22 protein-coding genes and 2 riboswitches are annotated in these 22,001 nt (G+C 69.7%); of the genes, 14 read left to right on the forward strand and 8 right to left on the reverse strand.

What is annotated here, in order from left to right; translation table 11 throughout:
• Positions 1-4 precede the first annotated feature (4 nt).
• The 4 genes from F7R91_RS24245 to gcvT form a co-directional block, all read right to left on the reverse strand.
• A complete protein-coding gene (locus F7R91_RS24245) occupies positions 5-1,372 on the reverse strand; it encodes an L-serine ammonia-lyase (protein ID WP_150951228.1) in 1,368 nt (455 codons plus the stop codon).
• A gap of 82 nt (positions 1,373-1,454) precedes the next feature.
• Entirely contained in the window at positions 1,455-2,744 is a 1,290-nt protein-coding gene (glyA, locus tag F7R91_RS24250) for a serine hydroxymethyltransferase (RefSeq protein ID WP_150951229.1), read from the reverse strand.
• Between the two features lie 16 nt (positions 2,745-2,760).
• Complete coding sequence (gene gcvH, locus F7R91_RS24255) at positions 2,761-3,138, reverse strand: glycine cleavage system protein GcvH (RefSeq protein WP_150951230.1); 378 nt, start codon at positions 3,136-3,138, stop codon at positions 2,761-2,763.
• A gap of 125 nt (positions 3,139-3,263) precedes the next feature.
• Positions 3,264-4,397, reverse strand: coding sequence for a glycine cleavage system aminomethyltransferase GcvT (gcvT, locus tag F7R91_RS24260; RefSeq protein WP_150951231.1), 1,134 nt, complete (start codon positions 4,395-4,397; stop codon positions 3,264-3,266).
• A 38-nt stretch (positions 4,398-4,435) separates the two neighbouring features.
• Positions 4,436-4,552, reverse strand: a riboswitch (glycine riboswitch).
• Positions 4,553-4,665: riboswitch (glycine riboswitch) on the reverse strand. It abuts the riboswitch before it with no gap.
• Positions 4,666-4,843: 178 nt separating this feature from the next.
• Between gcvT and F7R91_RS24265 the strand changes: the two genes are divergently transcribed.
• The 9 genes from F7R91_RS24265 to F7R91_RS24305 all read left to right on the forward strand — a co-directional run bounded on the left by F7R91_RS24265 (position 4,844) and on the right by F7R91_RS24305 (position 14,719).
• A complete protein-coding gene (locus F7R91_RS24265; protein ID WP_150951232.1) occupies positions 4,844-5,512 on the forward strand; it encodes an AAA family ATPase in 669 nt (222 codons plus the stop codon).
• Positions 5,513-5,580: 68 nt separating this feature from the next.
• Positions 5,581-6,372: an enhanced serine sensitivity protein SseB gene (locus F7R91_RS24270; RefSeq protein ID WP_150951233.1), complete on the forward strand. Its 792-nt coding sequence runs from the start codon at positions 5,581-5,583 to the stop codon at positions 6,370-6,372.
• A gap of 131 nt (positions 6,373-6,503) precedes the next feature.
• Complete coding sequence (locus F7R91_RS24275) at positions 6,504-7,298, forward strand: enhanced serine sensitivity protein SseB C-terminal domain-containing protein (protein ID WP_150951234.1); 795 nt, start codon at positions 6,504-6,506, stop codon at positions 7,296-7,298.
• 355 nt (positions 7,299-7,653) lie between these two features.
• The gene (locus F7R91_RS24280; RefSeq protein ID WP_150951235.1) at positions 7,654-8,661 is read left to right on the forward strand and encodes an ABC transporter permease; all 1,008 of its coding nucleotides are present in this window, start codon (positions 7,654-7,656) and stop codon (positions 8,659-8,661) included.
• Between the two features lie 68 nt (positions 8,662-8,729).
• Positions 8,730-10,526 (forward strand): ABC transporter substrate-binding protein, encoded by a 1,797-nt coding sequence (locus F7R91_RS24285; RefSeq protein WP_150951236.1) that lies wholly within the window; start codon positions 8,730-8,732, stop codon positions 10,524-10,526.
• A 111-nt stretch (positions 10,527-10,637) separates the two neighbouring features.
• The gene (locus F7R91_RS24290; protein WP_150951237.1) at positions 10,638-11,636 is read left to right on the forward strand and encodes an ABC transporter permease; all 999 of its coding nucleotides are present in this window, start codon (positions 10,638-10,640) and stop codon (positions 11,634-11,636) included.
• The gene (locus tag F7R91_RS24295; RefSeq protein WP_150951238.1) at positions 11,633-12,730 is read left to right on the forward strand and encodes an ABC transporter ATP-binding protein; all 1,098 of its coding nucleotides are present in this window, start codon (positions 11,633-11,635) and stop codon (positions 12,728-12,730) included. The genes F7R91_RS24290 and F7R91_RS24295 overlap by 4 nt, the downstream gene beginning before the upstream one ends.
• The gene (locus tag F7R91_RS24300) at positions 12,727-13,998 is read left to right on the forward strand and encodes an ABC transporter ATP-binding protein (RefSeq protein WP_150951239.1); all 1,272 of its coding nucleotides are present in this window, start codon (positions 12,727-12,729) and stop codon (positions 13,996-13,998) included. The genes F7R91_RS24295 and F7R91_RS24300 overlap by 4 nt, the downstream gene beginning before the upstream one ends.
• A gap of 64 nt (positions 13,999-14,062) precedes the next feature.
• Positions 14,063-14,719 (forward strand): trimeric intracellular cation channel family protein, encoded by a 657-nt coding sequence (locus tag F7R91_RS24305; protein WP_150951240.1) that lies wholly within the window; start codon positions 14,063-14,065, stop codon positions 14,717-14,719.
• Here the strand turns inward: F7R91_RS24305 and F7R91_RS24310 are convergent.
• Positions 14,628-15,857 (reverse strand): alpha/beta hydrolase, encoded by a 1,230-nt coding sequence (locus tag F7R91_RS24310; RefSeq protein WP_150951241.1) that lies wholly within the window; start codon positions 15,855-15,857, stop codon positions 14,628-14,630. The two genes, F7R91_RS24305 and F7R91_RS24310, sit on opposite strands and share 92 nt — an antisense overlap.
• A gap of 123 nt (positions 15,858-15,980) precedes the next feature.
• Between F7R91_RS24310 and F7R91_RS24315 the strand changes: the two genes are divergently transcribed.
• Positions 15,981-16,838, forward strand: a complete 858-nt coding sequence (locus F7R91_RS24315; protein ID WP_150951242.1) for a thioesterase family protein — start codon at positions 15,981-15,983, stop codon at positions 16,836-16,838.
• On the opposite strand, the gene F7R91_RS24320 is transcribed toward F7R91_RS24315, so the two are convergent.
• Positions 16,828-17,412 carry a TIGR03086 family metal-binding protein gene (locus F7R91_RS24320; protein ID WP_150951243.1) on the reverse strand — a complete coding sequence of 195 codons (585 nt, stop codon included), beginning with the start codon at positions 17,410-17,412 and terminating at the stop codon, positions 16,828-16,830. The two genes, F7R91_RS24315 and F7R91_RS24320, sit on opposite strands and share 11 nt — an antisense overlap.
• A 101-nt stretch (positions 17,413-17,513) precedes the next feature.
• On the opposite strand from F7R91_RS24320, the gene F7R91_RS24325 reads away from it, so the two are divergent.
• Entirely contained in the window at positions 17,514-18,494 is a 981-nt protein-coding gene (locus F7R91_RS24325) for a helix-turn-helix transcriptional regulator (protein WP_150951244.1), read from the forward strand.
• A 220-nt stretch (positions 18,495-18,714) separates the two neighbouring features.
• On the opposite strand, the gene F7R91_RS24330 is transcribed toward F7R91_RS24325, so the two are convergent.
• Positions 18,715-19,341 (reverse strand): TetR family transcriptional regulator, encoded by a 627-nt coding sequence (locus tag F7R91_RS24330; protein ID WP_150951245.1) that lies wholly within the window; start codon positions 19,339-19,341, stop codon positions 18,715-18,717.
• Between the two features lie 122 nt (positions 19,342-19,463).
• On the opposite strand from F7R91_RS24330, the gene F7R91_RS24335 reads away from it, so the two are divergent.
• The 3 genes from F7R91_RS24335 (at position 19,464) to F7R91_RS24345 (ending at position 21,198) form a co-directional block, all read left to right on the forward strand.
• Positions 19,464-19,631, forward strand: a complete 168-nt coding sequence (locus F7R91_RS24335) for a hypothetical protein (RefSeq protein ID WP_150951246.1) — start codon at positions 19,464-19,466, stop codon at positions 19,629-19,631.
• Between the two features lie 19 nt (positions 19,632-19,650).
• Complete coding sequence (locus F7R91_RS24340; RefSeq protein ID WP_150951247.1) at positions 19,651-19,917, forward strand: DUF4190 domain-containing protein; 267 nt, start codon at positions 19,651-19,653, stop codon at positions 19,915-19,917.
• 111 nt (positions 19,918-20,028) lie between these two features.
• Positions 20,029-21,198, forward strand: a complete 1,170-nt coding sequence (locus F7R91_RS24345; protein ID WP_150951248.1) for a cysteine desulfurase family protein — start codon at positions 20,029-20,031, stop codon at positions 21,196-21,198.
• Between the two features lie 62 nt (positions 21,199-21,260).
• Here F7R91_RS24345 and F7R91_RS24350 read toward each other — a convergent pair whose 3' ends face one another.
• Positions 21,261-21,920, reverse strand: a complete 660-nt coding sequence (locus F7R91_RS24350) for an N-acetylmuramoyl-L-alanine amidase (RefSeq protein ID WP_150951249.1) — start codon at positions 21,918-21,920, stop codon at positions 21,261-21,263.
• Positions 21,921-22,001: the final 81 nt, after the last annotated feature.

A 22,001-nucleotide genomic window follows, 5' to 3' on the forward strand; every position in this document is an offset into this window, starting at 1 on the left:
CGGGTCAGCACTCGATGATGTTGACCGCCAGCCCGCCCCGAGCCGTCTCCTTGTACTTCACCGACATGTCCGCGCCGGTGTCCTTCATCGTCTTGATGACCTTGTCCAGGGACACCTTGTGCGAGCCGTCGCCGCGCATCGCCATCCGCGCGGCCGTGACGGCCTTGACCGCGGCCATGCCGTTGCGTTCGATGCACGGGATCTGGACGAGGCCGCCGACCGGGTCGCAGGTCAGGCCGAGGTTGTGCTCCATGCCGATCTCGGCGGCGTTCTCGACCTGTTCGGGGCTGCCGCCCAGCACCTCCGCGAGGGCTCCGGCGGCCATGGAGCAGGCCGAGCCGACCTCGCCCTGGCAGCCGACCTCGGCACCGGAGATGGAGGCGTTCTCCTTGAAGAGCATGCCGATGGCGCCGGCGGCGAGGAGGAAGCGGACCACCCCGTCCTCGTCCGCGCCCGGCACGAAGTCGATGTAGTAGTGGAGTACGGCGGGGATGATGCCCGCGGCTCCGTTCGTCGGTGCCGTCACCACGCGTCCGCCGGCCGCGTTCTCCTCGTTGACCGCCATCGCGTAGAGCGTGATCCACTCCATGGCGTGCGCCAACGGGTCGCCCTCGGCGCGCAGTTGGCGGGCCGACACGGCGGCCCTGCGCCGTACCTTCAGACCGCCCGGCAGGATGCCCTCACGGGCCATGCCACGCGATACGCACCCCTGCATCACCCGCCAGATCTCCAGCAGACCGGTGCGGATCTCCTCCTCCGTGCGCCAGGCCCGTTCGTTCTCCAGCATCAGCGAGGAGATGGACAGGCCCGTCTCCCGCGTCAGCCGCAGCAACTCGTCGCCCGTGCGGAAGGGGTACTTGAGGACGGTGTCGTCCAGCTTGATGCGGTCCGCGCCGACCGCCTCCTCGTCGACGACGAAGCCGCCGCCCACCGAGTAGTACGTCTTCGACAGCAGTTCGGCCCCGGAGGCGTCGTGCGCCCACAGGGTCATGCCGTTGGCGTGGTAGGGGAGGGCCTTGCGGCGGTGCAGGACCAGGTCGTCGTCGAAGGAGAAGGGGATCTCGTGCTTGTCGAGGAGGCGGATACGGCCCTGTGCCCTGATGTCCTCCACCCGCTGGTCGGCCGTCTCCACGTCCACCGTCCGCGGTGAGGCGCCCTCCAGGCCGAGCAGCACCGCCTTGGGCGTGCCATGGCCGTGTCCGGTCGCGCCGAGCGAGCCGTACAGTTCGGCCCGGACCGAGGCGGTCGAGTCCAGCAGGCCCTCGTTGCGCAGCCGGCGGGCGAACATGCGCGCCGCGCGCATCGGGCCGACCGTGTGGGAGCTGGACGGGCCGATGCCGATCGAGAACAGGTCGAAGACCGAGATGGCCACGGTGACTCCTCAGGACGGGGGCGGTGCGGGGGTCGGGTGCCCCGCCCACTGTCGAGTGTGCGGGGCACCCCACAAAAAGGAACTACTTGTTCAGACCGGGGTACAGCGGGTGCTTGTCGGCCAGGGCCTCGACCCTGGCCTTCAGGGCCTTGGCGTCGGCCTCCCCGAAGGGAGAAGGCGCCTTCAGGGTCTCCGCGATGACATCCGCGACCTCGGCGAAGTCCTCGGTCGTGAAACCGCGGGTGGCAAGCGCGGGCGTGCCGATCCGCAGACCGGACGTCACCATCGGCGGACGCGGGTCGTTCGGGACCGCGTTGCGGTTGACGGTGATGCCGACCTCGTGCAGCCGGTCCTCGGCCTGCCGGCCGTCCAGCTCGGACTCGCGCAGGTCGACGAGGATCAGGTGCACGTCCGTACCGCCGGACAGGACGTTGATCCCGGCCTCGCGGGCGTCGGCGGCCGTCAGGCGCTCGGCGAGGATCCTCGCGCCGTCGACCGTACGGCGCTGGCGCTCCTTGAACTCCTCGCTCGCCGCGACCTTGAAGGAGACCGCCTTCGCCGCGATCACATGCTCCAGCGGACCGCCCTGGAAGCCCGGGAAGACCGACGAGTTGAGCTTCTTCGCGAAGTCCTGCTTGGCGAGGATGATGCCGCCGCGCGGGCCGCCCAGCGTCTTGTGGGTGGTGGAGGTGACCACGTCCGCGTGCTCCACCGGGTTGGGGTGGAGGCCGGCCGCGACCAGACCCGCGAAGTGCGCCATGTCGACCCACAGATACGCCTCGACCTCGTCGGCGATCCGGCGGAACTCGGCGAAGTCCAGCTGCCGCGGGTAAGCGGACCAGCCGGCGATGATCACCTTCGGCCGGTGCTCCTTGGCGAGCCGCTCGACCTCGGCCATGTCGACGAGACCGGAGTCGTCCACGTGGTAGGGGACCACGGTGAACTGCTTGCCGGAGAAGTTGAGCCGCATGCCATGGGTCAGATGACCGCCGTGGGCCAGGTCGAGCCCGAGGATGGTGTCGCCGGGCTGGGCCAGCGCGAACAGGGCCGCCTGGTTGGCGGAGGCGCCCGAGTGGGGCTGCACATTGGCGTACTCGGCGCCGAACAGCTCCTTGACCCGGTCGATGGCGATCTGCTCGGCGACGTCGACGTGCTCGCAGCCGCCGTAGTAGCGACGGCCGGGGTAGCCCTCGGCGTACTTGTTGGTGAGGACCGAGCCCTGGGCCTCCATGACCGCGGCCGGGGCGAAGTTCTCCGAGGCGATCATCTCGAGCGTGGACTGCTGGCGCAGCAGCTCGGCGTCGACCGCGGCGGCGACGTCCGGGTCGAGCTCGTGCAGGGGCGTGTTGAGAAGCGACGTGTGGTCGGACATAGGGGGCTACGACTCCTCAGCCTGCGGAAAAGGCGGTGTACTCGTCGGCGGAGAGCAGGTCGGCCGGCTCCTCGGCGACACGTACCCTGAACAGCCACCCGCCCTCGAAGGGGGCGGAGTTCACCAGCGACGGGTCGTTGACGACGTCCTCATTGACCTCGGTGACCTCACCCGTCACAGGGGAGTACAGGTCGCTGACCGACTTGGTGGACTCCAGCTCGCCGCAGGTCTCGCCCGCGGACACCGAGTCACCGACCTCCGGGAGCTGGACGAAGACCACGTCGCCGAGCGCGTTGGCCGCGTGCTCCGTGATGCCGACCGCCGAGACGCCGTCCTCGGCGGGCGACAGCCACTCGTGCTCCTTGCTGTACCGCAGCTCTTTGGGGTTGCTCATGGCCTGAATTCTCCTCTACGAGGGAAACCGCTGATGAATGGGGGAGTGCTGGGAGCGGGCGTGAGCAGGCACGATGTGCCCGACGTCACGCAGATGTGCCAAAGACCGTGACGACTACGAGGGTGTCACTTCTGTCGCTTGTAGAACGGCAGAGCCACGACCTCGTACGGTTCATGGGTGCCCCGGATGTTCACACCGACCCCGGGAGTGCCCGGCGCCGCGTGCGCCGCGTCGACGTACGCCATCGCGATCGGCTTGCCCAGCGTGGGGGACGGGGCGCCGGAGGTGACCTCGCCGATCACCTCGCCGCCGGCGACCACGGGGTACCCGGCGCGCGGGACGCGGCGGCCCTCGGCGATCAGGCCGACGAGGACGCGCGGAGGGTTCGCCTCGGAGCGGGCGGCGGCCTCCTGGAGCGCCTCGCGCCCCACGAAGTCGCCCTCCTTCTCGAACTTGACCACCCGGCCGAGCCCGGCGTCGAACGGGGTGAGCGAGGTCGACAGCTCGTGCCCGTACAGCGGCATGCCCGCCTCCAGGCGCAGCGTGTCCCGGCAGGACAGGCCGCAGGGGACCAGTCCGACGCCCTCGCCGGCCTTGGTCAGCGCCTGCCACAGCTCCACGGCGTGCTCCGGCTTCACGAACAGCTCGAAGCCGTCCTCGCCGGTGTAGCCGGTGCGGGCGATCAGCGCCGGGACGCCGGCGACCGTGCCGGGCAGGCCCGCGTAGTACTTGAGGCCGTCCAGGTCGGCGTCGGTGAGGGACTTCAGGATGCCCGGGGACTCGGGGCCCTGCACGGCGATGAGCGCGTAGGCGTCCCGGTCGTCGCGGACCTCGGCGTCGAAGCCGGCCGAACGCTCCACCAGCGCGTCCAGCACCACCTGGGCGTTGGAGGCGTTGGCGACGACCATGAAGTGAGAAGACCCGGCCTCGGTCTCGGCGAGCCGGTAGACGATCAGGTCGTCGAGGATGCCGCCGTCGGCCCGGCAGATCATGGTGTAGCGGGCGCGGCCGACACCGACGGAGGCGATGTTGCCGACCAGGGCGTGGTTCAGGAGCTGGGCGGCCTGCGGGCCGGTCACCGTGATCTCGCCCATGTGCGAGAGGTCGAAGAGACCGGCCTTGGTGCGCACGGCGTTGTGCTCGTCGCGTTCGGAGCCGTAGCGCAGGGGCATGTCCCAGCCGGCGAAGTCGGTCATCGTCGCGCCGAGCGAACGATGCAGGGCATCGAGCGCGGTGCGACGGGGTGCGGTGCTGCTCATCGGTCGGTCGTCTCCCAGGGCAGGACGGGCGAGGTCTTTCCTCCCCATCTGTCATCGGAACCTGAGAGGTTCGCCATGACCATCCCGGGTACGGATGACCATGGCTTGCACCTTGGGTGGAGCCACTGTGACAGCGGCCCGCTTTTCAGATGTGCCTCGCCCGCGCGGTAACGGGGCCTGAGAGATTCAAGGGAGGGACTTGCTCCTTCGGCGCCCCGGGCAGGACGCTTCGGCGAAGCGCTGCCGGGGACTCTCCCGCGCGGATTCAAACGGCCGGTATGCAGTTGGCGCGGACATCATTGCACGCATCGCGCGAACACGGCAGTCCACCTCTGTAACCGGCTTGTGGCAGTACGAACACGAAAACGCGAGACACCCGGAATTACCTTCTCTTTACACTCGGAGGGGAGGGAACTCGTGACCCACCCCAGGGGAGGACGATCACGGTGAACAGGACCACGGCGTACGCCACGACCTCGGCCGTCGCGGTGCCCGAGCAGCAGGCGGCTCCGGCCCGCGGGGCGTGCGGCGCCCGCCCGGCACCACTCCTCCGCGACCTGCGCGAGCGCGGCGGCCACACCCCGCACGCCCTGCTCTTCGGACCCCGCGACCTCGTCGTGATCACCGGTCTGCCCGGCAGCGGCAAGTCCACGCTCATGCGGCGCACCGTGCGCGGCACCCGCATCGACTCCCAGGACACCCGCGACCGCTGGGCGGCGCGGATGCCTCGCTTCCTGCCGTACGCGGTCTACCGCCCGCTCGTCCGCCTCGCCCACTACGCGGGACTGCGCCGCGCCCTCGCCGCCGGCAAGGGAGTCGTCGTGCACGACTGCGGCACCCAGTCCTGGGTGCGCGGCTGGCTGGCCCGGGCGGCCCGCCGCCGGGGCGGCACCCTGCATGTGCTGCTGCTCGACGTCGCTCCGGACACCGCGCTCGAGGGCCAGCGCGAGCGCGGCAGGGGCGTCTCGCGCTACGCCTTTCTGCGCCATCGCACGGCGGCCGCCCGCCTGCTGCGCTCCGTGGAGGGCGGCGACCTGCCCGAGGGCAGCGGCTCCGCGGTGCTGCTGGACCGGGACGCGGCGAACGTCCTGCGCCGCATCGGCTTCACGGGCTGATCCCGCCGACGCCGTGACCCGCTAGCCTTTCCAGCCACAGCAGTGGTTCTCAGCAGGCGGTCATTCAGATGGACTTCCCAGCGGATCTCCCCGCGGACTTCCCGGCACAGGCGCACCCCCATTCCCACGGCGGGTGGCCCGGCAACGAGTTGGAGGAGGTGCTCTCCGCCTCCCTCGGCATCCCCTCGGCCGGGGGACGGATCCTCGAGGTCCTCGGCCGCAGCTTCCTCTGGGTGCCGCTGCCCAGCGGCGGCGGCCCCCACAGCGGCCCGCTGGACCTGCCGACGACGGAGATCGAGGGCCAGTCGTACGTGCCGGTCTTCAGCTCCGAGGAGCAGCTGCGCCATGTCGCCGGCCCGCACATGTCGTACACCGTCGCGCCCGCGGTGGAGTTCGCCCGCGGTCTGCCGCCGCAGGTCGGGATCGCCGTCAACCCCGAGGGCGTGGTCGGCGTTCCGCTGCCGCCGGCGGCCGTGGCCGAACTGTGCCGGGCCGGACGGACCCCGCTGCACGGGCCGGCGAGCGGCGGCCGGGTCCGGCTCTTCGAGCCCGACTGGCAGGACGACCCGATGGACTTCCTGGCCGCGGCCTCGGCGGAGTTCGCCGGGACCGGAGTCGTCCGCACGGCCCGCCGCTGCCTCGCCGCCATCGAGACGGCGGACCCGGTGATGTTCATCGGCGTCGAACTCGCCCACCTGGAGGGCGACCTGCGCGCCGGCCCCCTGGACGCCCTCGGCCGAGCCCTGGGCCGGGCCCCCGTCCCGTGGCCGGTCAACCTGCTCCTCCTGGACACGGCGGACGACCCGATATGCCACTGGATGCGGGAAAAGGTCCGCCCCTTCTACACGGGGGAGTACTAGGGGCGCCGGAAACTCCGCCACCCGCTGCCGCCAACGCACCACAAGACCGGGGCTCGTGGGCGTCGGCTGTTGCCCGTGGAGCAACTTAAGCTGGTTCCATATCCGGGGCACTTTTCGAAGGGGCGGTACAGGTGAGCGCCAGCGGCACCGCGACCGGGCAGGTCGAGCACATGCTGCGCCAAGTCACGCCGGGGCGTTACGACGCCTACGAGGCGCTGCTTCGCGCGCTCGCGACCCCTTCCTCCGGCCAGATCTGGATGCTGCTGTGGCACGGCCAGGCCGGTTCCCCCGACGCCCAGTACGGAAACATGGAGGTCGACGGCCACGGCTACGCCCCGTGCGTCACCTCCGCCCAGGAACTCTCGGCCAGCGGCTGGAACCGTTCGTACGAGGTCGTCGACGGAGTCGATGTGGCCCGCACCCTCTACCCGGACCACTACGGCCTCTGGCTGAACCCGCACGCCCCCGGCGGCGGTGTCGGCATCCCCTGGCTCGACCTGCGCCGCATCGCGACCGGTCTGGAGCGTCAGCCCGCCGGCCCGCTCAGATTGTCCGAACCGGGTATCGAGATCCCTCAGTTCTATGCCCTGCTCTCGCAGAACGCCCATCGCACCCCGGCCGTCCGCTCGCTGCGCCGCGCCTGGGTGCAGCCCGCGCTCGGTGCGCCGTATCTCGCCATCGGTCTGGATGTGTACGACACCAGCCCGCCCGCGGTGGACTCGGTACGCGCGATGATGCAGCAGTCCATCGGCGCCGTCCCGGACGGTCTGCCGGTGTCGACGGTGGCGATGTCCGACGAGTTCGACCCGGTTGCGATGTGGATGCGGGCGAACGCCCGCCCCTTCTACGACCGGGAGGCGCACGCGGCCCCGGCCCAGGCTCCCGCAGCCGGTTACGGCTACCCGCCGGTCCACGGCGGGTACTGACCCACCGGCCCCGTCGTCCCTCGGGGGACCAAGATCTGAACGGGGGTCAAGATCTGCGCGCGTAGAGACGAGTGGAATATTACTATCTGCACCATGTGTCCATTTTCTCCCCGTCCGACCGCCGTTACCAACTGTCCGGATAACGGAACCCCCAGGACAGCATCACGTTTACGCATCCTTTCCTCGCCAAGTCTGGCAACAGATCGCCAAAGCGTTGAAGACTCCCGCACCAGGGGTGTTTCGCCCCTGTGTACGACTGTGTACGAGCACGTACGGCTGCGTACTACGGACTGATCACGCCGCCACAGCGGCTAGCGCGGGCCGGCTACCGCCGGTTGAGAGGGGTCCCTGCCAGATGACGGCACCATTGCACGAGCCGACCGCGGAAGCGGCCCCGAGCGCGGCCGAGGAAGCGGCGGTAATCAGCGCCGGCGCGAAGGCCGTACAGGGACGTTCCCTGGGCCGGATCGCCTGGGAGCGCCTGAAGAGGGACAAGCTCGCTCTCTCGGGCGGCATCGTCGTGCTGTTCCTCATCGTCGTCGCGGTGCTCGCGCCCTTCATCGCCGACCTGGTGGGCCAGGACCCCTACGCCCACAACGAGGAGCTGATCGACCCTCTGTTCGGCACCCCCAAGGGCGCCTTCGGCGGGATCAGCAGCGACCACCTGCTGGGCGTCGAGCCGGTCAACGGACGCGACATCTTCGCCCGCATCCTCTACGGCGCCCGGATCTCGCTCCTCGTCGGCTTCCTGTCCGCCATCGTCGCCGTCATCCTGGGCACCGTCCTGGGCATCCTGGCCGGCTTCTTCGGCGGCTGGGTCGACTCGGTCATCAGCCGCATCATGGACGGCCTGCTGGCCTTCCCGCAGCTGCTCTTCATCATCGCTCTGGTCTCCGTCATGCCGAACCAGATGCTGGGACTGACCGGCACGGGTGTACGCCTGTTCGTGATGATCCTGGTCATCGGCTTCTTCGGCTGGCCCTACATCGGACGCGTGGTACGCGGCCAGACGCTCTCGCTGCGCGAGCGCGAATACGTCGAGGCGGCCAGATCGCTCGGCGCCGGGCGGCTCTACATCCTCTTCAAGGAGCTGCTGCCCAACCTGGTCGCACCGATCATCGTCTACACGACGATGATGATCCCCACCAACATCCTCACCGAGGCGGCGCTCAGCTTCCTGGGCGTGGGCGTCAAACCGCCCACGGCCTCCTGGGGGCAGATGCTCTCGAACGCGATCGACTACTACAAGTCGGACCCCACGTACATGGTGATCCCGGGTGTAGCGATCTTCATCACCGTTCTTGCCTTCAACCTCTTCGGCGACGGCGTGCGAGACGCGCTGGACCCGAAGGGCTCTCGCTGAACTGCCGTAACCAAGCGTCCCGTGGCACCCACACGGGGTCTCTCATCACAACCGGAGGATCCGAGATCGTGACTACCCAACGCACCTCAGGGCGGCGGAAGCAGGCCGCAGCCGCTGTCGCCGCGGTCGCCGCGCTGCTGACCACGGCGGCGTGCGGCGGCGGTGGCGGCGACGAGAACGGTGGTTCGAAGACCGGTGCCGCCGGCTTCGACGCCGCGAACAACAAGGTCGCCCAGGCCGACCTGGCCACCAAGGGCGGCGAGCTGAAGTTCGCCGGTGCCCAGGACGCCGACTCGTGGGACACCACGCGTGGCTACTACGGCTTCATGTGGAACTTCGCCCGCTACTACAGCCGTCAGCTCGTCACGAGCGCCACGCAGCCGGGCGCGAAGGGCGCGGAGCTCACCCCGGACCTCGCCACCGACATGGCCAAGGTCTCCGACGACGGCAAGACCTACACGTACACCCTGCGTGACGGCATCACGTGGGAGGACGGCAAGCCGATCACGTCCAAGGACATCAAGTACGGCATCGAGCGCGTCTGGGCGCAGGACGTGCTGTCCGGCGGTCCGGTCTACCTGAAGGACGTCCTCGACCCGAAGGGCGAGTACAAGGGCCCGTACAAGGACAAGGCCGCGGACAAGCTCGGTCTGAAGGCGATCGACACGCCCGACGACAAGACCATCGTCTTCCACCTGCCCGAGGCCAACGCCGACTTCGAGGAGATCCTCGCCCTGGTCTCGGCGTCCCCGGTCCGCCAGGACATGGACACCAAGTCCAAGTACGGTCTGCACCCGTTCTCCTCGGGTCCGTACAAGTTCGCGTCGTACAACCCGGGCAAGGACCTGACCCTGGTCCGCAACACCGAGTGGAAGCAGGCCTCGGACCCGGTCCGCAAGGCGTACCCGGACAAGATCTCGATCAAGTTCTTCTCCAACGCCAACGACCTGGACGCCCGTCTGATCGCCGGTGACTACGACCTGGACATCAACCAGACCGGTCTGTCCCCGCAGGGCCGCACCACCGCCCTCCAGGAGCACAAGGCCAACCTGGACAACCCGGTCTCCGGCTACATCCGTTACGCGGTCTTCCCGCAGAGCGTGAAGCCGTTCGACAACATCCACTGCCGCAAGGCCGTGATCTACGGCGCCGACCACGTCTCGCTGCAGACCGCGCGCGGTGGCCCGGTCGCCGGTGGTGACATCGGCACCAACATGCTTCCGCCGACCGTCCCGGGCTCCGAGGGACAGAAGTACGACCCGTACGAGCTCAACGGCGCCAACAAGAGCGGCAACGCCGCCAAGGCCAAGGAAGAGCTGAAGGCCTGCGGTCAGCCGAACGGCTTCAAGACCACCATCGCCGTCCGTAACAACAAGCCGGTCGAGGTGGCCACCGCCGAGTCCCTCCAGGCCTCGCTGAAGAAGGTCGGCATCACCGTCGACATCGACCAGTACGACGGTTCGCAGACCAGCGGCATCATCGGCAGCCCCTCGAACGTGAAGAAGAAGGGCTACGGCATCATCATCATGGGCTGGGGCGCGGACTTCGGTTCCGTCCAGGGCTTCGGTCTGCCGCTGTGGGACGGCAAGTACATCCTCGAGAGCGGCAACAACAATTTCGCCCTGATCGACGACAAGAAGATCAACGGCATGTTCGACACCTACGTCAAGACGCAGGACGACGCGGGCAAGCTCCAGATCGCCAAGGACATCAACCACGCGGTGATGGACGGCGGGTACTACCTGCCCTTCGTCTTCGAGAAGTTCGTGAACTGGCGCGGCAACCGCCTGGCGAACGTCTACACGTCCGACGCCTTCAGCGGTATGTACGACTTCGTCAACCTCGGTCTGAAGTCCTCGAAGTAAACCCGGCACACCCGCCGTACGGCACGAAAGGCAGGTGAAGGCCGGCGCAGCGTGATCGCGGGCCACCGGAAGACCTCCGGTGGCCCGCGGTCCCGCGGCGGGCCGAGAGCTGTGCTCGCTTACCTCATCAGGCGGCTGTTCGCCGCCGCAGTGATGCTCGTGGTCATCATCATGGTGGTCTTCGGCATCTTCTTCCTCGTCCCCAAGTGGGCGGGCGTCGACGTGGCCACGAGCTTCGTGGGCAAGCAGGCCGACCCCGCGGCCGTCGAGGCCGTGCGGGTGAAGCTCGGCCTGGGCGATCCGATCTACGTCCAGGTCTGGGAATTCTTCAAGGGCATCTTCGCGGGCCGCACCTACGCGGCCGGCGGTGACGTCACGAACTGCGCAGCGCCGTGCTTCGGCTACTCCTTCCGCAGCGAGCAGGCCGTCTGGCCGGTGCTCACCGACCGCTTCCCGGTGACCCTGGGACTGGCGCTCGGTGCCGCCGTGCTGTGGCTGCTGTTCGGTGTCTCGGCGGGTGTGCTCTCCGCGCTCAAGCGGGGCACGCTGTGGGACCGCGGTGCGATGGTCATCGCCCTCGCGGGTGTCTCCCTCCCCATCTACTTCACCGGTCTGCTCAGCCTGGCGATCTTCTCCTACGGCCTGGGCTGGATCGACGGTGAGTACGTGCCGCTCGAGGAGAGCTTCACCGGCTGGCTCAGCGGCATGATCCTCCCCTGGATCACCCTCGCGTTCCTCTACGCGGCCATGTACGCCCGGATCACCCGCGCCACCATGATGGAGATCCTCGGCGAGGACTACATCCGCACGGCCCGTGCCAAGGGCCTCAAGGAACAGGTCGTCATCCGCAAGCACGCCATGCGCTCCACGATGACGCCCATCCTGACCATGCTCGGCATGGACCTCGGCGCCCTCATCGGCGGCGCGATCCTGACCGAGACGACGTTCAGCCTGCCCGGCCTCGGCCAGGCCGTGCTCAACGGCATCAAGAACCAGGATCTCCCCATCATCCTGGGCGTCACGCTGATCACTTCGGTCGCGGTGCTCATCGCCAACCTCGTGGTGGACGTGATGTACGCCGTGATCGACCCCCGAGTGAGGCTCGCATGACCGAACTCAGCAAGAGCGGAGCTGCCGTGGGCGAGCCCACCGGCACCTCGCCCGCCCCGAGCTCCTTCCTCGAAGTGCGCGACCTCAAGGTGCACTTCCCGACCGACGACGGCCTGGTCAAGTCCGTCGACGGGCTCAGCTTCAAGCTGGAGAAGGGCAAGACCCTCGGGATCGTGGGCGAGTCGGGCTCCGGCAAGTCGGTGACCTCGCTCGGCATCATGGGCCTGCACACCGCCGGCCAGTACGGCAAGCGCAAGGCGCAGATCTCCGGCGAGATCTGGCTGGACGGCACCGAGCTGCTGTCCGCGGACCCGGACCATGTGCGCAAGCTGCGCGGCCGGGAAGTCTCGATGATCTTCCAGGACCCGCTGTCCGCGCTGCACCCGTACTACACGATCGGCCAGCAGATCGTGGAGGCGTACCGGATCCACAACAACGTGGACAAGAAGACCGCCCGGCGCCGTGCCATCGAGATGCTCGACCGCGTCGGCATCCCGCAGCCGGACAAGCGGGTGGACAACTATCCGCACGAGTTCTCCGGCGGTATGCGCCAGCGTGCGATGATCGCGATGTCGCTGGTCAACAACCCCGAACTGCTCATCGCGGACGAGCCGACGACCGCCCTGGACGTGACCGTCCAGGCGCAGATCCTCGACCTGATCCGCGATCTGCAGAAGGAGTTCGGCTCCGCGGTCATCATCATCACCCACGACCTGGGCGTCGTCGCCGAGCTGGCCGACGACATCCTGGTGATGTACGGCGGCCGCTGTGTCGAGCGGGGGCCGGCCGAGAAGGTCTTCTACGAGCCCCGCCACCCCTACACCTGGGGTCTGCTCGGCTCGATGCCGCGCCTGGACCGCGAGCAGCAGGAGCGCCTCATCCCGGTCAAGGGCTCCCCGCCCTCCCTGATCAACGTCCCGTCCGGCTGCGCCTTCAACCCGCGCTGCCCGTACGCCGACGTCCCCAAGGACAACCTCACCCGCACGGTCCGCCCCGAGCTGACCGAGGTCGGCAGCCAGCACTGGGCCGCCTGCCATATGACGCAGGAACAGCGGGAGCGTATCTGGACCGAAGAGATTGCGCCGAGGCTGTGAGCGAGAACGCAGAGGACAAAGCAGTGGACATCCCTGCACAGACCGAGGACGCCACCACCCTCACCAAGGGCGTCGCCCCCGGCGAGACGCTCCTGAAGGTGACAGGGCTCCAGAAGCACTTCCCGATCAAGAAGGGCCTGCTCCAGCGGCAGGTCGGCGCGGTGCGCGCGGTCGACGGCATAGACTTCGAGGTCAGGTCCGGCGAAACCCTGGGCGTCGTGGGCGAGTCGGGCTGCGGCAAGTCGACGATGGGCCGGCTGATCACCCGGCTGCTCGAACCGACGGCCGGCAAGGTCGAGTTCGAGGGCAAGGACATCACACACCTCGGTGTGGGCGGGATGCGTCCGCTGCGCCGCGATGTGCAGATGATCTTCCAGGACCCGTACTCGTCGCTGAACCCGCGCCACACGATCGGCACGATCGTCGGCGCCCCCTTCAAGCTGCAGGGCGTCCAGCCCGAGGGCGGCATCAAGAAGGAGGTGCAGCGGCTGCTGTCGGTGGTCGGCCTCAACCCCGAGCACTACAACCGCTATCCGCACGAGTTCTCCGGCGGTCAGCGTCAGCGCATCGGCATCGCCCGCGCGCTCGCGCTGAACCCGAAGCTGGTCGTGGCCGACGAGCCGGTGTCCGCGCTGGACGTCTCCATCCAGGCGCAGGTCGTCAACCTTCTCGACGACCTCCAGCAGGAGCTGGGCCTGACGTATGTGATCATCGCGCACGACCTCTCGGTCGTCCGGCATGTCTCGGACCGGATCGCGGTGATGTACCTCGGCAAGATCGTCGAGCTCGCCGACCGCGATGCGCTGTACCGGGCCCCGATGCACCCGTACACCAAGGCGCTGATGTCGGCGGTGCCGATACCGGATCCGCGGCGCAAGTCGGCCAAGAGCGAGCGCATCCTGCTCCAGGGCGACGTGCCCTCGCCGATCTCGCCGCCGAGCGGCTGCCGCTTCCACACCCGGTGCTGGAAGGCGACGGAGATCTGCCGGACGACGGAGCCGAAGCTCGTGGAGCTCAAGCCCGGTCAGCAGGTCGCCTGCCACCACCCGGAGAACTTCGAGGACCAGGCTCCGCAGGACACCGTCCTGCTGACCGCCGCGAAGGAAGCGGCGGAGCTGGTGGCCGACGAGGTTCTCGCGGAGTCGGCGCAGACGTCGGCGGCCGTGGCGCAGGAGGTCGCGGCCGAGGCGCCCGCCGAGGACGACGGAGAGGCACCGTCCGAGGAAACCTCCGAGGAGACCTCTCAGGAGATCTCCAAGGACAAGTAGCCTCACCCGGAGCCCCCGCCTTGCTTTGTAAGGCGGGGGCTTTGTGATGGGTAAGAATGGAAGGGTGCTCCAGCAGATATTCAGCCCCTCCGTCCAGCACACGCTCGATCTCGTCGGGATCTTCGTGTTCGCCATCTCCGGCGCGCTGCTGGCCGTGCGCAAGAACTTCGACGTCTTCGGCATCGCCGTGCTCGCCGAGGTCACCGCACTGGGCGGAGGGGTCTTCCGCGACCTGGTCATCGGGGCCGTGCCGCCCGCCGCCTTCACGGACCTCGGGTACTTCCTCACGCCGCTGCTCGCGGCCCTTCTGGTCTTCTTCCTACACCCGCAGGTGGAGCGCATCCAGGTCGCGGTCAATGTCTTCGACGCGGCGGGCCTCGGCCTGTTCTGTGTCGCCGGGACGGTGAAGGCGTACGACTACGGGCTCGGCCTGACCGCATCGGCGGCCCTCGGACTCGGCACCGCGGTCGGCGGCGGAGTGCTGCGCGACATACTCGCCAACGAGGTGCCCTCGCTGCTGCGCTGGGACCGCGACCTGTACGCCGTCCCCGCGATCGTCGGCGCCACCCTGGTCGTCCTCTGCATCCGCTACGACACCCTCACGCCGTTCAGCAGCGGACTCGCGGTCGTCACCGCTTTCGTGCTGCGGCTGCTCGCGATGAGGTTCCACTGGCGAGCGCCGCGCGCGTGGAATCGCCGGTCGACGGTGCGGGAGGAGTAGCGTCCGGCGCGATGCGGCCCCGGCCCAGCTGAGCGGTCAACCACTGGAAGGCCGGGACCACTTGCGGCCGCCACAGCGCCATCGTGTGGCCGCCCGCGTTCCGCGGGATGTACACGACGTGCACGGTCGTCGGCGCCTTCGCCGCCTGTTCGAGGGCCACGGCGGCCTCGTAGCCGTCGTGCGGCTGGCCCGAGAGGTACAGGGCCACCCGGGGCGGGACGGGCGCCTTCCTGAGCAGCAGGCAGGGGTTGTTCCCGGTCCTCAGCGCCGGGTTCTGCGCGGTCAGCGACGTGCGTTCGCCGCTGGGGTCGTTGTAGCCGGACATGCTGACAGCGGCCCGGTAGCGGTCGGGATGGGCGACGGCCAGCTTCGCCGCGCAGTGCGCACCGGCCGAGTACCCGGCGACCGCCCAGCCCTCGGGCGCCGGCCGGGCCCGGAAGTTGTCCATGACCATCCTGGGCACATCGATGCTGAGCCAGCTGTCGGCGTTCACCGTTCCCGGGATGTTGGCGCAGCCGGTGTCCGCGCCGGCCAGCAGATGGGTGCGCGGCGCGACCAGGATGAACGGCGCGATCCGGCCCTCACGCATCAGCGGCAGCACCTGCTCGTGCGCCCTGAGCGACCCGAACCACGCCTTCGCCGAGCCGGGGTAGCCCGGCAGCAGCTCCACCACCGGGAACTTGTGGTGCCGGTAGGCGGGTTCGTCGTACTGGGGCGGCAGCCAGACGTAGACCTCGGCGTCGACGCCCGAGACCCGGCCCCTGAGCCGGGTGACCCGCACACCGCCGGCCTCGTGCATACCCGGGCCGCCGACCGGCTCGAACTGCTGCGTGACTCTGGGCAGCCGTTCCAGCGCTGTGCCGCCGGTGCCGTCCGGTCCCAGGTCGGGGGCGTGCCGGACATGGTCGCCCGTGCCGAGGACGTCGGCCCAGCTGTCGTACAGATTGTTCTCGTTGTTGACCAGCACCAGGACCAGGGCGACCGCTGTGACCTGGGCGAACAGCAGCATCAGCGCCCGCGCCGCGCCGCGCAGCAGCCGGGGTCCGCGCAGCCGCGACCAGAGGACGAACGGCAGCACGAGGGCGACGACGGTCAGCACGACGAGCGTGTAGAGGAACGTGGTCCCGGTGAGGCTCATGTCCCTAGAGAGGGAAAGCCGGGCGCTCGGGTTTACGGACGAGTGCGGACACTTACCGAGAAATTCCCCTCCCCCACCCGGAAAAAGCTACCGCTTAGTAGTTACCTGTTGTACCGTTCAGGCATGCCAGAAGCAGCCACCGCAGCGGCCGTACGGGCCACGATCGGCGACAGCGAGTTCGACCGCGACACCGCGCTCACCCGGCGCGAGCCCGGGGTCTACGACATCGACCTCTCCGCCGGCTGGACGATCATCAGCGCCGTCAACGGCGGTTATCTGCTGGCCGTCCTGGGCCGCGCCCTCGCGGACGCCCTGCCGCACGCCGACCCGTTCACGATCTCGGCGCACTACCTGACCGCGTCCCAGCCCGGCCCGGCCGTCGTCCGCACGGACGTCGTGCGCTCGGGTCGGTCCCTGTCGACCGGCCAGGCCTCCCTCTTCCAGTACGACGACGAGGGTCGCGAGGTCGAACGCATCCGCGTCCTCGCCTCCTACGGCGACCTGGACTCCCTTCCCGACGACGTCCGTACGACGGCCGAAGCGCCCGTGATCCCGCCCATGGACCAGTGCTTCGGCCCCGAGGACGGACCCGCCCCGGTCGACGGCAGCTCGGCCATCACCGACCGGCTGATGCTCAAGCTGGACCCGTCGACCCTGGGGTGGGCGCTCGGCGCACCGTCCGGCAAGGGGGAGATGCGCGCCTGGTTCGGGCTCGCCGACGGCCGCGACCACGACCCCCTCTCCCTGCTCCTCGCGGTGGACGCGCTGCCGCCGACCGCCTTCGAGATCGGCCTGTCCGGCTGGGTCCCCACGGTCGAGCTGACGGTCCACGTCCGCTCCCGCCCGGCCCCCGGCCCGCTGCGGGTCTCGATCACCACCCGCAACCTCGCCGGCGGCTTCCTGGAGGAGGACGCCGAGGTATGGGACGGCGCGGGCCGACTGGTCGCGCAGTCGCGGCAGCTCGCTCGGGTCAGGCTGTGAGCGGCTCACGCCCCAGCCAGGCCGCCAACTCCGCGTAGGCGCCGGCCCCTTCGGAGGCCGGCCGGGCGGAGTCGAAGGGGGTGTACTCGTCGCGTTCCGCGTCGGGCAGGGCGTGCCGGGCGGCGGCGAGCGAGAACTCGGCCAGTTCCGGGTCCAGTTCGAGCGGGCGGCCGAGGGCCTCGGAGAGGTCCCAGGTGTGCGCCACGATCTCCATGACGTACGCGGACAGGGCGTTGCGTCCGGACACCTCGCCCCAGGGCACATGCACCGTCGTCGCCATCCGGTCGTCGCCCTCCCAGGCCGCCAGAGCCCTCGCCCTGACCTCGTCGTAGGCCGCCGTCCAGCTGTCGTCCCCGACCTCGCCGGCGAACGGCCGTACCGCGAGCCCGTCTCCGCCCTCGCCGATCACCGCGATACGACGGGTGCCGCCGACGATGTGCGAGAGCAGGGTGCGCACGTCGAACTCCGTGCAGGGCGTGGGTCCGGCGAGCTGCTCGGGACGCACCGTCTTGATGACCGTGGCCGCCTGCTCGGTGGCACGGGCGTAGAGGGGGCGGGGGTCGATGGGGTTCATGGATCTGCCTCTCCGTGGTCCGGTACGCAGAGGCTCGCCGCATAACCTGACAGATTCCGTCAGCATTTGCTCCGGACTCCGGCGGGCGGGATTCTGAGGGCGTGAAGTCCGACCGCCTCCTGTCGATCCTGCTGCTCCTGCAGACCCGCGGCCGCGTCCCCGCACGCGAACTCGCCGACCGGCTGGAGGTGTCGGTCCGCACCATCTACCGCGACATCGAGGCCCTGTCGGCCTCCGGCGTCCCGGTCTACGCCGAACGCGGGCGGCACGGCGGCATCGAACTGCTCGCCGGATTCCGTACGGACGTCACGGGACTGACCGCCGACGAGTCCCGCGCGCTGTTCATCCTGGCCGCACAGGGCGCCCACGCCGCGCTCGGCCTGGACGCCGCACTCGGCTCGGCACTGCGCAAGGTGATGGCGGCGCTGCCCGCCCCGCACCGGCCCGCCGCCGAGCTGACCTCCCGCCGCGTCCTCGTCGACGCCACCCGCTGGAAGGGCGGACCGCGCAGGGTCGTCGACCTGGACGTGCTCCAGGACGCGGTCTTCGCCGACCGCCGGCTCCGGCTGCGCTACCGCCACAGCGGGGCGCCCGAGGCGCGGACGTACACCGTCGACCCGTACGGCCTCGTCTCCAAGGCGGGCATCTGGTACCTGGTCGCCGACCGGCGGGAGAAGCCGCAGCTCTTCCGCGCCGACCGGGTGAAGTCGGCGACCGTCCTGGACGAACCGGTCGAGCGGCGGCCGAGCGTGGAACTCACCGACGTCTGGGAGGTGTTGCGCCGCCAGGTGGAGGAGCGCCCCGGCGGCCTCGATGTCACCGTCCGCGTCCGCCGCGACCGCCTCGACATGTTCCTGCGCGTGCTCGCCTCCGCGCTGAGCGATCTTCCCGACGACGACGGCGAGAGCGAGTGGGTGAGCGCCCGGCTGTCGTACGGCGTCGTCCGCGAGACCCGCCAACTGCTGCCGTTCGCCGACGCGGTGGAGGTGCTCTCCCCGCCGCAGGTGCGCGAGGAACTGCGTGCGGCGGCGGCCTCCGTCACGGCCTTGTACCAGGGAGCAGACTCTGGGCCGGAGGAATAACACCTGGTCAGACCGTTGTCTTGGGTCGCGTTTGGCCCTGGTGGCCTGCGGCTCGGGCGACTCGTCGTCCTCGGACCGCGGAAACTCCGGGCAGCCCGGCGACGCCCCGAGCCGGCAGGCGACGGCATCGGCCGGGAAGAGCTGATTTCGGACAACGTACGACAGGGGCGGCAGCCCCGCTGAACGGGGGCCGTCCCTGTGCGTCGCCGGGTGTCCGGGCTCAGTCCAGCCAGTGCCGGCGGCCGACGCTGATCAGCCGCAACTGGCGGGCGGCGACCTGGGTGACGCGCTCCCGCTGCTCCTGTGGAGCCTCCAGCGCCTCCAGGAACAGCGAGGCCGTGATCAGCATCTGGTCGACATACAGATGGGCGAGCATGAGGAGGTCGTCGTCGTTCCAGCCCACGGACTCGGGGTCCTTGGCCAGCTCCGTCTTCACCTCCTCGGCGAACCGGGCGAGCTGGGCCTGGATGGCCTCGCGCACCGGCTGGACCCCGCCGTGCCGTTCGCGGGCGATGAAACGGACGTGAGCGGGGTACGCGTCCACATGGCGGGCGATCAACTCGATGGCGCGCGCGATGCGTTCACCGCTGTCGCCCGCCGTGGACACCGTCGTCCGGATCATGGGGTGCAGGCTGCCCAGCGCCTCCTCGACCAGGGCCACGCCGAGGTCGGCGGTGGAGCGGAAGTGCCGGTAGAAGGCCGTCGGGGCGACGCCGACGGCGCGCGTGACCTCGCGCAGGCCCAGGCTGCTCAGGCTCTGCTCCTCCAGCAGCGTCAACGCGGCGTCCAGGAGCGCCTGCCGGGTCTTCTGCTTCTGGGCCTGCCGGATGCCGAGGGTGTGACTCATACCATGCAGTTAACAACTGTTCTCTGGAATTTGAAAGCCATCGGACGCGCTAGTCTGGGTAGTCAGTGAACAAGTGTTACTACAACCGTTCACTGAAATGTAACCGGAGGGGGATTCCACTCATGCTGTTCCTGGTCGCCGCACTCCTGCTGCTCGGCGTGGTGCTGGGCACCGTGGCCCATGCACCGCTCACCTTCACCGTCGTCGCGGCCGCCGTCATCGCCGCCTGGCTCGGCATCTTCGCGCTCCGCGAGCGCCACGGCCGCCGTCACCACACGTCCATCCACTGACCGTCGGGAGCTGACCGTCATGCAACTCACCGCACCGGCCACGAGCCGCACCGGTACCCGCGACGCCGACGGCATGGCCGTCGCGTCCTTCATCCTCGGCCTTCTCGGCCTCCTCGTGCTCAATCTCTTCCTCGGCCCGATCGCCATCGTCCTTGCGAGCGTGGCGCTGTGGCGCGGCACGGCCCGCCGTGGACGCGCCTACCTCGGTCTCGGACTCGGCGTCGCGGACCTGGTGGTCCTGCTGGCCTTCATGCAGGCGGACAGCACGGTCTCGTGGAGTTTCTGAAGTCGCGGCCGACTCTCTGAGCCGCGCTCGGGGCCCCGAGGACGACGGGGCGCTCTCCCGGCCGACCTGTCACTGAGGCCGCCAACCCGGTCCCCGTAGAATCGGGTCACCATGGCATACCTCGACCACGCCGCGACCACCCCGATGCTGCCCGAGGCAGTCGAGGCGCTCACGGCGCACCTGAGCACCACCGGCAACGCGTCCTCGCTCCACGCATCCGGCCGGCTGGCCCGCCGTACGGTCGAGGAGGCTCGCGAAACCCTCGCGGAGGCGCTCGGCGCCCGTCCCAGCGAGGTCGTCTTCACCTCCGGCGGCACCGAGGCCGACAACCTGGCCGTCAAGGGCCTTTACTGGTCCCGCCGCGACGCCGATCCCGCCCGCACCCGGGTGCTGGCCAGCCCCGTCGAGCACCATGCCGTGCTGGATGCCGTGCACTGGCTCGGCGAACACGAGGGCGCCACCATCGAGTACCTCCCGGTCGACGCGTACGGCCGTGTCCACCCCGAGGCGTTGCGCGAGGCCATCGCCCGCAACCCCGACGATGTGGCCCTGGCGACCGTCATGTGGGCGAACAACGAGATCGGCACGGTCATGCCGGTCCGTGAACTCGCCGAAGTGACAGGGGAGTTCGACATCCCGCTGCATGCCGACGCCGTACAGGCCTTCGGCCAGGTCCCCGTCGACTTCGCCGGCTCCGGCCTCGCCGCGATCACGGTGTCGGGTCACAAGATCGGCGGCCCGTACGGCATCGGTGCGCTGATCCTCGGCCGGGAGCACACCCCCGTACCCGTTCTGCACGGCGGCGGCCAGGAGCGTCATGTCCGCTCCGGCACCCTCGACGTCCCCGCGGTCGCCTCGTTCGCGGTCGCGGGCCGGCTGGCCGCGGAGCAGCGCGAGTGGTTCGCGCGGGAGATCGGCGCCCTGCGCGACAGCCTCGTCGAGGCGGTCCGTACGGCGGTCCCCGACGCGATCCTCGGCGGCGACCCGTCGCCCGAAGGCCGCCTCCCGGCCAACGCCCACTTCACGTTCCCCGGCTGCGAGGGTGACTCCCTCCTGCTGCTGCTCGACGCGCAGGGCATCGAGTGCTCCACCGGCTCCGCCTGCACGGCGGGCGTTGCCCAGCCGAGCCACGTCCTGCTCGCCACCGGCACCGACCCCGACCTGGCCCGCGGCACGCTCCGCTTCTCCTTCGGCCACACCTCCACGGAGGCGGACGTCGAGGCGGTGGCCAAGTCGATCGGCCCGGCGGTGGAACGAGCGAGGGCTGCGGGCCTGACGTAGGGCGAGGGCCGCTCCCGGTACCAACATGCAGCGCTCGTGATGCGCGTCATGCCTGCCGCCCGCTATGCGGCCGCAGTCCGGGTCGCCCGCACCAGCTTCAGATACCGGTTCCAGTCCCAGTGCTCCCCGGGGTCGGTGTGGTCCGTCCCCGGGACCTCGACATGGCCGATGAGGTGCTCCCGGTCGACGGGTATGCCGTACCGCCGGCAGATCTCGGCCGTCAGACGGGCCGAGGCGGTGTACATCGCGTCCGTGAAGTCCTCCGGGCGGTCGACGAAGCCCTCGTGCTCGATGCCGATGCTGCGTTCGTTGTAGTCCCGGTTGCCCGCGTGGAACGCCACGTCCAGCTCGCGGATCATCTGGGTGACGCGCCCGTCCTTGCGGACGATGTAGTGGGCCGCGGCCCGGTGGTCCGGATCCTGGAAGACCTTGACCGCGCTCGCGTAACTGCCCTGGGTGACATGGATGACCACCCGGTCTATCGAGTAGTCGTCCGGCCGGTCCGCCCACCGGAAGTTCGCCGAGGAGGCCGCCAGCCAGCGCGCGCCCCGGAAGTCCACCGCGCCCTCGACCCGTGACTTCTCCACGCCCGGCAGCCGCCACCACAGGTGTGCCAGCTCCTCGCGCGCGAGCACGGCCGTGCCCACCGCGGCCGCGGCCCCGCCGACGAGCAGGGCGCGCCGCCCGATCCGCCGGTCGGAGTCGTTCTTCCTCGCCCCCATGTCCGCACCCCTCCTCGCCCCGTGTGCGCGCTCTTCTCCGCCCCTCGAGATCGACAACGGATAGTCGTGGGATGCGGTTCC

The organism is Streptomyces luteolifulvus (assembly GCF_008806595.1).
Classification (GTDB): Bacteria; Actinomycetota; Actinomycetes; order Streptomycetales; family Streptomycetaceae; genus Streptomyces; species Streptomyces luteolifulvus.

Excerpts from the sequence above, each read along its gene's own strand:
- glyA (WP_150951229.1), bottom strand. The coding sequence starts at position 2,744 with ATGTCCGACCACACGTCGCTTCTCAACACGCCCCTGCACGAGCTCGAC.
- gcvH (WP_150951230.1), bottom strand. The coding sequence starts at position 3,138 with ATGAGCAACCCCAAAGAGCTGCGGTACAGCAAGGAGCACGAGTGGCTG.
- gcvT (WP_150951231.1), bottom strand. The coding sequence starts at position 4,397 with ATGAGCAGCACCGCACCCCGTCGCACCGCGCTCGATGCCCTGCATCGT.
- F7R91_RS24270 (WP_150951233.1), top strand. The coding sequence starts at position 5,581 with ATGGACTTCCCAGCGGATCTCCCCGCGGACTTCCCGGCACAGGCGCAC.
- F7R91_RS24280 (WP_150951235.1), top strand. The coding sequence starts at position 7,654 with ATGACGGCACCATTGCACGAGCCGACCGCGGAAGCGGCCCCGAGCGCG.
- F7R91_RS24295 (WP_150951238.1), top strand. The coding sequence starts at position 11,633 with ATGACCGAACTCAGCAAGAGCGGAGCTGCCGTGGGCGAGCCCACCGGC.
- F7R91_RS24310 (WP_150951241.1), bottom strand. The coding sequence starts at position 15,857 with ATGAGCCTCACCGGGACCACGTTCCTCTACACGCTCGTCGTGCTGACC.
- F7R91_RS24315 (WP_150951242.1), top strand. The coding sequence starts at position 15,981 with ATGCCAGAAGCAGCCACCGCAGCGGCCGTACGGGCCACGATCGGCGAC.
- F7R91_RS24320 (WP_150951243.1), bottom strand. The coding sequence starts at position 17,412 with ATGAACCCCATCGACCCCCGCCCCCTCTACGCCCGTGCCACCGAGCAG.
- F7R91_RS24330 (WP_150951245.1), bottom strand. The coding sequence starts at position 19,341 with ATGAGTCACACCCTCGGCATCCGGCAGGCCCAGAAGCAGAAGACCCGG.
- F7R91_RS24335 (WP_150951246.1), top strand. The coding sequence starts at position 19,464 with ATGCTGTTCCTGGTCGCCGCACTCCTGCTGCTCGGCGTGGTGCTGGGC.
- F7R91_RS24340 (WP_150951247.1), top strand. The coding sequence starts at position 19,651 with ATGCAACTCACCGCACCGGCCACGAGCCGCACCGGTACCCGCGACGCC.
- F7R91_RS24345 (WP_150951248.1), top strand. The coding sequence starts at position 20,029 with ATGGCATACCTCGACCACGCCGCGACCACCCCGATGCTGCCCGAGGCA.
- F7R91_RS24350 (WP_150951249.1), bottom strand. The coding sequence starts at position 21,920 with ATGGGGGCGAGGAAGAACGACTCCGACCGGCGGATCGGGCGGCGCGCC.